Origin of the sequence: Streptomyces sp. DH24, assembly GCF_029813775.1 — a bacterium.
Lineage (GTDB): Bacteria > Actinomycetota > Actinomycetes > Streptomycetales > Streptomycetaceae > Streptomyces.
Map to the genome: position 1 here is coordinate 1 of NZ_JARVKW010000149.1, position 320 is coordinate 320.

Here is a 320-nt window from a genome sequence, read left to right on the forward strand (position 1 = left end):
GGTGCCGGGCTGCGCCAGATAACCGTGGGCGAGGCCGTCGCCGGCGAGATAGACCTCGCCGATCACCCCGGCCGGGACCGGACGCAAACGACCGTCCAGGACGTAGGCGTACTTGTTGGCCACCGGCTGGCCGATCGGCACGGCGCCTGACAGACCACCGGCATCGACCGCATGGGTCGTGGTGAAGCCCAACGACTCCGCCGGACCGTAGCCGTTGACGATCCTCAGCTTCGGATACAGGCCGTACAGCCTGCCGATGTGCGTGGGCGACGCCGGCTCACCACCGGTGAACACCACCCGGACCGTGGAAAACGCCTCAG

General features: G+C 68.4%; 1 protein-coding gene. It reads right to left on the reverse strand.

All coding sequences use genetic code 11. The features are described 5' to 3' along the window. Nucleotides 1-320, reverse strand: a 320-nt coding sequence (locus QC282_RS32255; protein ID WP_279553134.1) for an AMP-binding protein, incomplete at both ends; no start/stop codon positions are given.